This is a genomic window from Nocardia speluncae NBRC 108251 (assembly GCF_001613245.1).
GTDB classification, from domain to species: domain Bacteria; phylum Actinomycetota; class Actinomycetes; order Mycobacteriales; family Mycobacteriaceae; genus Nocardia; species Nocardia speluncae.
Map to the genome: position 1 here is coordinate 1 of NZ_BDBZ01000052.1, position 11,797 is coordinate 11,797.

The 11,797-nt window shown below is 69.0% G+C and carries 1 protein-coding gene; it reads left to right on the forward strand.

The genetic code is table 11. The features are described from left to right. Positions 1 to 11,512, forward strand: an 11,512-nt coding sequence (locus NS6_RS33340; RefSeq protein ID WP_157113096.1) for a non-ribosomal peptide synthetase, incomplete at its 5' end; no start/stop codon positions are given. Positions 11,513 to 11,797: the final 285 nt, after the last annotated feature.

The window sequence follows — 11,797 nt, forward strand, 5'->3', positions numbered from 1 at the left end:
GGACGAGCTGGATCTGGACCGGCATTCGGCCGAACCGGTGGCCGGCACCGACAGGGTGCGGCCGTTGACTTCGGCGAACACCGCGTATGTCATCTACACCTCGGGTTCGACGGGTGTGCCCAAGGGTGTGGTGGTCAGCCATGCGGGTCTGGCGAATTTCAGTGCGGAGCAGGTGGAGCGGTATCGGTTGACTTCGGCGTCGCGGGCGTTGGCGTTCGCGTCGCCGTCGTTCGATGCGTCGATTCTGGAGTTGTTGCTGGCTGTCGGTTCGGCGGGTGCGCTGGTTGTGGTGCCGACGGGTACTTACGGTGGCGCGGAGTTGGGTGAGCTGATCGCTCGTGAGGGTGTGACGGTCGGCCTCATCACGCCGTCGGTGCTGGCCTCGCTGGACCCCACGGACCTCGCGGGCATGGAAGTGATCATCTCCGGTGGTGAAGCCATTTCGGCGGACCTCGTCGCGAAGTGGTCGACCGCGCCGGCGGGTGGGGCGCAGCGCCGGCTCCACAATGCGTACGGTCCGACCGAGGCCACGATTGCCACGAACATCAGCGATGTGCTGCGTGCGGGTGACCGTGTGACGATCGGTGGTCCGGTGCGGGGTATGCGTGTGCTGGTACTCGATGACCGGTTGAATCCGGTGCCCGAGGGGGTGGCCGGGGAGCTGTATGTCGGTGGTATTCAGCTGGCGCGTGGTTATCATGCCCGCTCGGGTCTGACTGCCGAGCGTTTCGTCGCCGACCCGCACGGTGAGCCCGGATCCCGCCTGTACCGAACCGGTGACGTGGTGCGCTGGCGGCGTGACGCCGCCGGTGATCCGGCGGTGGAGTACGTGGGCCGTAACGACTTCCAGGTGAAGGTCCGCGGTTTCCGTATCGAGCTCGGTGAGATCGACGCCGCGCTAACCGCGCACGACAGCGTGGACTTCGCGGTCACCACGGGCCACGAGAACGCTGCGGGCACGGTATCGCTCGTGTCGTACGTGGTCCCGGCCCCAGGCGCCACCGTCGATATCACCGCTGTGACCGGTTACGTCGCCGAGCGCCTGCCCGACTACATGGTGCCGGCATCGATCATGGTCATCGACCGGATCCCACTGACCCCGGCCGGCAAGCTGGACCGCAAGGCACTGCCCGAACCGGTGTTCCAAGCGCCTACCGCCTTCCGCGGCCCGCGCACACCGGTCGAGCAGATCATCGCCGAGGTCTTCGCCGAGGTGCTCGGCGTGGACCGGGTGGGTGTGGACGATTCGTTCTTCGCTCTCGGCGGCGACAGCATCGTCTCCATCCAGCTGGTTTCGCGCGCCAAGGCCCGTGGTGTGGTCTTCACACCACGGCACGTCTTCGAACAGCGGACGGTGGCCGGGCTGGCGTCGGTCGCCGAATCCGCGGACGCCGACAGTGTCCTGCAGACGCTCGTCGAAATGCCGGGCGGCGGTATCGGATCCATGCCGTTGACGCCGATCGTGCGGTTCATGGCCGAACGACCCGGGTCCTTCGGCCGGTTCCACCAGCTCATCACCCTGGACCTTCCGGCCGGCATCGACCGGGAAACCATTGCCACCGTGGTGGGCCCGGTCATCGACCGGCACGACATGCTGCGGTCGCGGCTGTACACCGCCGGCAGCGATTGGATCGTGGAAACCGCCGCCCCGGGCAGCGTCGATGTGGACGCGCTGATCGACCACACCGTGTTCGACGGCGCCGCCACCGGTACCGAACTGTCCGCGATCGCCGCGGCCGCCGTCGATGCCGCACTGGACCGGCTCGATCCAGAGACCGGGATCGTGGTCCGGTTCGTCTGGCTGGAGCCCGAGAGCGCCGACCGGCACGGCCATCTGGTGGTCATCGCGCACCACCTGGCGATCGACGGTGTGTCCTGGCGTGTACTGGTGCCCGATCTCGTGCTGTCCGCCGTGGCGCGCAGCGCGGGCCAGACTCCGGAGCTACCCGCCCCGGTCACGTCCATGCGGACCTGGGCCCATGCCCTCGAACGCAATGCGCACAGCGCGGAACGGCTCGTGGAACTCGACTACTGGCGGACCGTCGCCGGTACCGCCGACCCGCTGCTCACCGCGCGTCCGATGGATCCGGCGGTAGATACCGCCGGCGTCGTGGACGTGCACGCGGTGCGGGTCTCGCCGGAGGTCACCCGGGCGCTGCTCACCACCGTGCCGGCCCTGTTCCACGGTGGTGTGAACGACGGCCTGCTCACCGCGCTCGTCCTGGCGACCGCCGCCTGGCGGGCCCGGCGGGTACCGGGTGCGCCGCTGGATGATCCGCTGCTGATCCGGCTCGAGGGTCACGGTCGTGAGGAAGAGGTCGTGCCCGGTGCCGATCTGTCTCGTACGGTCGGCTGGTTCACCGCGCTGTTCCCGGTCCGGTTCTCCCCGGCCGGGATCGATATCGAGGCCGCGCTCACCGGCGGCCCCGACATGGGCGCCGCGCTCAAACTCGTCAAGGAGCAGTTGCTCGCGGTCCCGGACAAGGGCGTCGGCTACGGCCTGCTGCGGTACATGAATTCCGAGACCGCCGCGGACTTCCCGCGGGATATGCCGGGCCAGGTGAACTTCAACTACCTGGGTCGCGTCGGGGCCGGCGAGATCCCCGAGGAGATGCACGGTTTCGGCTGGCTCCCGACCGCCGATCTGGCAGTGGACGTCGGCTACGACCCGGATATGCCGGCCATGGCACTACTGGATATCAACGCCATCGTGGTCGGTGACGCCCTGACCGCGCGGATCGGCTACCCGACCACCCAGCTGTCGGCGGGCGAAGCCGCCGAGTTCGGTGAACTGTGGGTTCAGGCGCTGGAAGCAGTGGCCCGCCATGCCGATTCCGCGGCCGCGGGCGGTTACACACCGTCCGACTTCCCGCTCGTCGAGCTGACGCAGCGCGATATCGAGGGCATCGAGCAGCGGTTCCCGCTGCCGGTCGCCGATATGTGGCCGCTGACCTCGCTACAGGCCGGCATGCTGTTCCACGCGCAGATCGCTGCCACCTCGGTGGATGTGTACACCGCGCAGGCGGTGCTCACGCTGACCGGCCGGGTGGATGCCGACCGGCTGCGGTCGGCCGCGCAGGCCCTGGTGGACCGCTACGAGAACCTGCGCACCGTCTTCGTGACCGACCGCGCGGGCAACTCGGTACAGGTCGTCCTGGACGAGGTGCCGGTCGACTGGACCGAGCACGACCGCAGCGCCACCGGTACCGCGGACGATCTCGTCGAAGCCGACCGGTTGCGGCGCTTCGATCTCACCGAACCGCGGCAGATCAGGTTCACCCTGATCAAGACCGGCTCCGATACCTGGCAGTTCGTGGTGTCGAACCACCACATCGTGCTCGACGGCTGGTCCATGCCGCTGCTCATGCGGGATCTGCTGGGGCTGTACGCGCTACACGCCGACCGCAACGCATTGCCGGCGGCCCGCTCGTACCGTCACTTCCTGGACTGGGTCGGCCGGCAGGACCACGAAGCCTCGCTGGCGGCATGGTCGTCGGCGCTGGCCGGGGTGAACGAACCGACGTTGCTCACCCGGCCGGATTCCGTGGGCGGCGCCTCCACCCACGAGATCGAAACGCTGTCCGGCGAATACGCCTTCGAACTGGATGCTGCGGCCACCGCCCGCATCGCCGCGCTGGCCGCCGAACTCGGTATCACCGCGAACACCGTGTTGCAGGTGGCGTGGGCGATCCTGCTCGGCCGGATCACCAGCCGTGACGACGTGGTGTTCGGCGCGACCGTCTCCGGTCGTCCGCCGCAGCTGTCCGGTGTGGAGACCATGGTCGGGTTGTTCATCAACACCATCCCGGTGCGGGTGCGTTTCGATCCCTCCGAACCCGCGCGCGAACTGCTCGCCCGGACCCAGGGCGAGCAGGCCGATCTGCTCGACCACCACTATGTGGGTCTGGCCGATATCCAGGCCGCGGCCGGGCAGGCGAACCTGTTCGACACCCTGCTGGTATTCGAGTCGTATCCGGTGGACGCCGACGGTATCCAGCAGCAGGCCACCGATATCGACGGGATGGCGGTGACCGGACTGACCGCGGTCGACGCCACCCACTACCCGCTGAGCCTGATCGCCACGCTGGGAAGCACGCTGCGAATTCGCGCGGGTTATCTGCGGGAACTGTTCGACGAGCCCGGTGTGCGCCGGATCGCCGACCAGCTGGTGCGGGTACTCACCGCCCTCACCGCCGCACCGGACCGGCCGCTCGGCGAGATCGATCTGCTCGACGGCGCGGAACGTGAACTGGTGTTGCGCGGATGGAACGACACCGCCCATCCGGTGGACTCCGCCGCGACCCTGGTGTCGATGTTCGACGCGCAGCTCGCCCGGACCCCGGATGCGCCCGCGCTGACCTTCGGCGAGCAGACGCTGTCCTACGCCGAGTTCGCCGCCCGGGTGAACCTGCTGGCACGCTGGCTGATCGACCGCGGGGTGGGCCCGGAATCCTTCGTGGCCCTGGGGATGCGGCGTTCGATCGACCTGGTGGTCGGTATGTACGCCGTTACCGTCGCCGGTGGTGCTTACGTACCGCTGGATCCGGATCATCCGGCGGAACGCACGGAGTACATCCTGGCCACCGCGGACCCGGTGTGCGTGCTGACCTCCGCGGACGACCTGCCGATCGATACCGCCCAGGTGCGGATCGACATGCTGGATCTGTCCGGGTACAGCGATACTCCGATCACCGATGCCGACCGGGTGGCGCCGTTGCGGTCGTCGAATACGGCCTACGTCATCTTCACCTCGGGTTCGACGGGCCGGCCCAAGGGTGTGGCGGTGTCGCATGCGGCGATCGTGAACCGCCTGGTGTGGATGCAGTCCGAGTACGGTTTGCTGTCGTCGGATGTGGTGTTGCAGAAGACGCCGTCGACGTTCGATGTGTCGGTGTGGGAGTTCTTCTGGCCGTTGCAGATCGGCGCCCGGTTGATGGTGGCGAAACCGGACGGTCATCGAGACCCGGCGTATCTGGCCGAGGTGATCGACACCGAGCGGGTCACGGTGGCGCACTTCGTGCCGTCCTTGCTGACGGTGTTCGTCGCGGCTCTGCCCGGCGAAGCGGGTGCGCGTACGTGTGCGTCGCTGCGGTTGGTGTTCTCCTCCGGTGAAGCGTTGCCCGCCAAGCCGGCGCAGCGGTTGCGGGAGCTGACGGGTACGGCGGTGCACAACTTGTACGGCCCGACCGAGGCCGCGGTCGACGTCACCTTCCACGAGGTGACCGACGCCGATACCGCGGTCGTCCCGATCGGCGCGCCGGTGTTCAACACTCGGGTGTATGTGCTGGACGGCCGGTTGCGGCCGGTGCCGGTAGGTGTCGCCGGTGAGCTCTACCTGGCCGGTACACAGCTGGCGCACGGCTACGTGGCCCGGCCGGACCTGAGCGCGGACCGCTTCGTGGCGAGCCCGTTCATCGACGGCGAGCGCATGTACCGCACCGGCGACGTGGTGCGCTGGAACTCCACGGGTGAGCTCGAATACCTGGGCCGCTCCGATTTCCAGGTGAAACTGCGTGGCCTGCGTATCGAACTCGGTGAGATCGAAACCGCGCTGACCGACAGCGACGAGGTCGCGCAGGCCGTGGTGGTGCTGCGCAGCGATGCCCGCACCGGGGATCAGCTCGTCGGCTACCTGGTCCCCGCGGCGGGTGCACCGCTGGATATCGAGGATGTGCGCGAGGACCTGTCCGCCCGCCTGCCGTCGTATATGGTGCCCGCCGCGTTCGTGGTGCTCGACGAGCTGCCGTTGAACGCCAGCGGCAAACTCGACCGCCGCGCCCTGCCGGCGCCGGTGTTCGAGGCCCGTGTCTTCCGGGCGCCCTCGACACCCATCGAGGAGATCGTGGCGAATACGTTCGCCGAGGTTCTCGGTGTGGAACGGGTCGGCGCGGACGACGATTTCTTCGAGCTGGGCGGTAACTCGCTGAGCGCGACCCGGGTGGCCGCGCGGCTCTCCGCGGCGCTGGACACCGATCTCGCCGTGCGGGAACTGTTCGAGGCATCCACGGTGGCGGCGCTGGCGGCGCGCGCCGAAACGCATTCGGGCGCGGGCGGCCGGGTGCCCCTGGTACCGCAGCCGCGGCCGACGCATACCCTGCCCTCGGGCGAGGTCGTGGAGCGGGTGCCGCTGTCGCTGGCGCAGCAGCGGATGTGGTTCCTGAACCGGTTCGATCCGGAATCGGCCGCGGACAACCTGCCGATCGCGGTGCGGTTGTCGGGTCTGCTGGACCGGCAGGCCCTCCAGATCGCCATCGCCGATGTGCTGGCGCGGCACGAATCGCTGCGCACGTACTACCCCGAGGTGGACGGGACCCCGTACCAGCAGGTGGTGCCCACCTCGGCGGTGATCCCGGACCTGACCACGGTGGACGTTTCGGAAACCGAGCTGTTCGCGCGGGTCGCCGAATTCGTCGGCACCGGGTTCGATGTCACCGCCGCGGTGCCGTTCCGGGTCCGGCTGTTCGAGGTGGACCCGACCGAGCACGTGCTGGTGGTCGTCGTACACCACATCTCCTCCGACGGTTTCTCCATGGGACCGCTGGCCCGCGATGTGGTCACCGCCTACAGCGCCCGGATCGAGGGCGGCGAGCCGGGCTGGCTCCCGCTCGAGGTGCAGTACGCGGATTACGCGCTGTGGCAGCGGCAGGTACTGGGTTCGGAGGACGATCCGGAGTCGGTGATCGCGGCGCAGATCGGGTACTGGGCAGGCGAACTGGCCGGTATTCCGGAGCAGCTGGATCTGCCGGCCGACCGGTCGCGGCCCGCGGTGGCCTCCGGCCGGGGCGCGAGCCTGGACTTCGAGATAGACGATGCGGTGCACGCCGAACTGGTCGAACTCGCGCGCAGCCGCGGGGTGACCTTCTTCATGGTCGTGCACGCCGCGTTCGCGGTGCTGCTGTCGCGGTTGTCGGGCGAATCCGACGTTGTCGTCGGCACCCCGGTCGCCGGGCGTGGTGAACGTGCGCTCGACGAGGTCATCGGCATGTTCGTCAATACCCTCGCCCTGCGTACGCCGATCGACTCCGGCGCCGGCTTCGCCGAGCTGCTCGAGCAGGTCCGCGGTAACGACGTGGCCGCGTTCGGGCATGCGGATCTGCCGTTCGAGCGGCTGGTCGAGGTGCTGAACCCGGTGCGGTCGCAGGCGCGGCATCCGCTGTTCCAGGTGATGCTGTCGTTGCAGAACAACAACCCGCAGGTCAGCGGCGAACTACCCGGGCTGGCGATCAGCGGGATCGATTCGCCCATCGAGACAGCCAAGTTCGATCTGCATCTGGAACTCGCCGAACGGATCGGCCCCGCCGAGGACGGGGCGAACACCGCCCGCGGTGTCACCGCCAAGTTCATCTACGCGACGGATCTGTTCGACGAGGCCACGGTCGCCGGGTTCGCCGATCGGTTCACCCGGTTGCTGACCGCGGTAGTGGCCGATCCGGCGGCACCGGTCGGGGATCTCGACATCCTGGCCCCGGCGGAGCGGACGCGGGTGCTGTCGGACTGGAACGCCACCGCTCACCCGGTGTCCGCGGCGTTGCTGCTCGACGGATTCCATCGGGCGGTCGCCGAGTTCCCCGACCGGGTCGCGGTCACCTCCGATGGTGCCGACGTCACCTATGCGGAGCTGGATGCGCGGGTCAACCGGTTGGCCCGGCATCTGATCGCGCAGGGGGTGGGCCCGGAATCGCTGGTCGGGCTGCTGGTCTCGCGGTCGCTGGATCTGGTGGCCGGCATGTACGCGGTCGCCGCCGCCGGTGGTGCCTATGTGCCGCTGGACCCGGCGCATCCGGCCGAACGGATCCGGCACATCCTGGATACCGCGGCACCGGTATGCGTCCTGTCGACCACGGCCGATGCCGAAGCGCTCGGCACCGACGTGCCGGTGTTCGACCTGGACACCGTGGATATCACCGGATACGCCGACACCCCGGTCACCGACGCCGACCGGGTCGCGCCGCTGCGGGCGGGCAACACCGCCTACGTGATCTTCACGTCCGGTTCGACCGGTCGCCCGAAGGGTGTGGCGGTATCGCACGGGTCGGTCGCCAACCAGATCGCCTGGATCGTGGGCGAATACGGGATGGACCGCGATGATGTGGTGCTGTTCAAGACCCCCGCGACCTTCGACGTGTCGGTGTGGGAGTTGTTCGCGCCGTTGACCGTCGGCGCCCGGATGGTGGTCGCCGAACCCGACGGCCACCGCGATCCGCAATACCTGGCGTCGGTGATCGCCGAACAGCGTGTCACGGCGACGTCGTTCGTGCCGTCGATGCTGTCGGTGTTCGCGGAGAGCGCCGCCGCGGATCCGAGTGCGCTGGGGTCGCTGCGGATGCTGTTCGTGGCGGGTGAGGCGTTCACCGGTGACGTGGTCGCGGCCGTGCGCCGGGTGTCCGATGTGGCGCTGTACAACCTTTACGGCCCGACCGAGTTCACCGTGCACGCCACGCACGCGGCGGTCGCCGGCGAGGTGACGGGCGCGGTCCCGATCGGTGGCCCGGTGTGGAATGCGCAGGTGTACGTGCTGGATTCGCGGTTGCGGCCGGTTCCGGTGGGTGTGACCGGTGAGCTGTACCTGGCCGGTGCCCAGCTGGCTCGCGGTTATGTGGGCCGGCCGGATCTGAGTGCGGACCGGTTCGTTGCGGATCCGTTCGGTACCGGTGAGCGGATGTACCGCACCGGTGACGTGGTGCGCTGGACAGACGCCGGCGAGCTGGTCTACATGGGCCGCTCGGACTTCCAGGTGAAGGTGCGCGGTCAGCGCATCGAACTCGGGGAGATCGAGGCGGCGCTGACCGAGCAAACGGCGGTGGCGCGTTCGGTGGTCGTGGCGAAGTCGGATCCGAATACCGGTGACCGGCTGGTCGGGTACGTGGTGCCCGCCAAGGACGCGGTGGTCGATACCGACGAGTTGCGCGCACAGTTGTCGGGCAGGCTTCCGGCCTATATGGTTCCGGCCGCGTTCGTGGTGCTCGACGAGTTCCCGTTGAATGCGTCCGGGAAGCTGGATCGCAAGGCTCTGCCGGAGCCGGTGTTCGAGGCCCGGGAATTCCGGTCGGCCTCGACCCCGATCGAAGAGATCGTGGCCGGAATCTTCGCCGATGTGCTCGAGATCGATCGGGTCGGTGCGGATGACGATTTCTTCGAGCTGGGTGGTAACTCGCTGATCGCGACGCAGGTCGCGGCCCGGCTGGGTGCGGCGCTGGACACCACGGTGCCGGTGCGGGCGCTGTTCGAGGCATCGACTGTCGCCGGTTTGGCGGTGCGGGTCGAACAGCACGCCGGAACCGGTGGCCGCAAGGCCCTCGAAGCCGGCCCGCGCCCTGAGCGGCTGCCGTTGTCGCTGGCCCAGCACCGGATGTGGCTGATCAACCAGTTCGATCCGAGTTCGGCCGCGTACAACATTCCGCTGGCCATCCGGCTCACCGGTACCCTCGACGTCGCGGCTATGCAATCCGCGGTGACCGATGTACTGGAGCGGCACGAATCGCTGCGGACCCGGTACCCGGCCGGCGCCGACGGGCTGCCGTACCAGGAGATCCTGCCGGCCGCGCAGGTGCTGCCCGGCGGGCTGACCGTCGAATCGGCCGACGATCCGGTGGCCCGGATCGGTGCGCTGATGTCGACCGGTTTCGATGCCACGCAGGAGGTCCCGGTCCGGGCGCTGTTGCTCGAAACCGGACCGGACGATCATGTGCTGGCATTCGTCGCGCACCACATCACGGCCGACGGCGCGTCCATGGCGCCGCTGGCCCGGGATCTGGTGACGGCCTACCTGGCCCGGGTCGGCGGGGACGCGCCGGGCTGGTCGCCGTTGCCGGTGCAGTACGCGGATTTCGCGCTCTGGCAGCGCACCGTGCTGGGTGACGATTCCGATGGCGGCTCGGTCGCCGCCGAGCAGCTGGCCTACTGGCAGAAACAACTCGACGGGGTCACCCCCGATGTCGAGCTGCCGCTGGACCGGCCGCGGCCGCTGGTGCCGTCGCTGCGCGGTGGGCTCCACAGCTTCGGCGTGGACGCCGAAGTGCACCGGTTGCTGGACGAGTCCGCGCGGGCGCGGGGTGTCACGCTGTTCATGGTGCTGCATGCCGCGGTGGCGGTGCTGTTGTCGCGGTTGACCGGCGCTGGTGATGTCGTCGTCGGTACCCCGGTCGCCGGCCGCGGTGAGCGGGCCCTCGACGATCTCGTGGGCATGTTCGTCAATACGCTGGCGCTGCGGACCAAGATTGATCCGGCCATGCCGTTCGCCGAATTGCTCGACCATGCGCGCGAAACCGATCTGTCGGCGTTCGCCAATGCCGATATCCCGTTCGAACGAGTGGTGGAGGCGGTTCTGCCCGACCGGGCGACCGCGCAGAACCCGCTCTTCGATGTGGCGCTGTCGTTCCAGAACAACGAACGGGCCGTCGTCGATCTGCCCGGCCTGACCGTTCAGGCCCTGGACGAGGGTGCTTTGGCCGCGAAGTTCGATCTGCAGATCGGTGTCGCCCCGCAGCGCGATGCCGACGGCGGCTACGGCGAACTCTGGTCGGTGTTCAACTACGCGACCGATCTGTTCGACGAATCGACCGTCCAATCCTTCGGTCGCCGGTTCGAACGCATCCTCGCCGCGGTGGCCGCCGACCCGCAGATCCGTGTCGGCGAGATCGATATCCTCGATGCCGCCGAACGGGAACGGATGGCGGCATCCGCACCGCAGGCGGCCCACACCGCCTCGTCGGGTACCGCGCTGCCGCAGACGCTGCGCGCTTCGGTCGAGGAGGATCCGGAAGGTCCGGCCCTGGTATGGGGTGAGGAAGAGATCACCTACCAGGAACTGGACGCGCGGTCGTCGCGCCTCGCGCGGGTCCTGATCGCGCGCGGTCACGGGCCGGGAACCGGTGTGGTGGTCCGGCTCGACCGCGGGGTCGACGCGGCGGTCACCACCTGGGCGGTGCTGAAGGCCGGGGCCGCACTGGTGGCCGCCGACGCGGTGGACGCAGCCACGGCTGCGGGGCTCTCGGTCGGGGCCGGGGTCGTGGCGGGCTCTGCGCCGGACCTGCCGGAGGTGGACTGGCTGGTGCCGGACGATCCGGAGATCGGTGCGCAGTCGCCGCGACCGGTCACCTATGCCGACCGCGTCCGGCCGCTGCGCGGCAGCGATGTGGCGTATCTGGCGGCAGACGGCGTCCCGGTCTCCTACGACGATCTGGCCGCCGTGGTGGCCCGCGTGCACGCCGATACCGAGCTGACCTACGAATCGCGCACTTTCCGGCACGGCAAGGCCGACAGCCCGGCCGCCGTGGTGGAGATCGTGGCAGCCGGTGCGGCCGGGGCGTCGGTGGTCCTGATCACGGAGGTGAGTACCGAAGCGCTCGCCGACGAATGGGTCACCCACCTGTGGACCGACCGTGCGGGCCTCGCCGCACTCGATCCGGAGGTCCTGGAAGATCTGTCCGCGCTCGTCCTGGACGAAGGCGGACAGCCGGACGGGCAGTGGTCGCGGATCGAGTACGTGCTGGACCTGTCGGCGCTGGACTGACGGGTCCGGCGCATCGTGGGCCGGGGGTGACCCGGTTCGTGCGCCCGGTGTGATCCGCGCCGGGCGCGGTGTGATCCGCGTCGTACGCCCGACGCGCTCGCGGGGTGGCTGTGGCCTGCGACGGTAACGGCGGGGCCGCGTCGGACCATGTAATGATGGAAGACTGCGAGTGCCGCAGCGGTCGGTCATGCCCTCATGGCGGTACCGCCGCCGCGTCCGGGCGGCGGATCCGTGGCCCCTGGGTGCACGGTGTGCAGCAAGGAAACGGCAGGTGAGGTAGGTAGA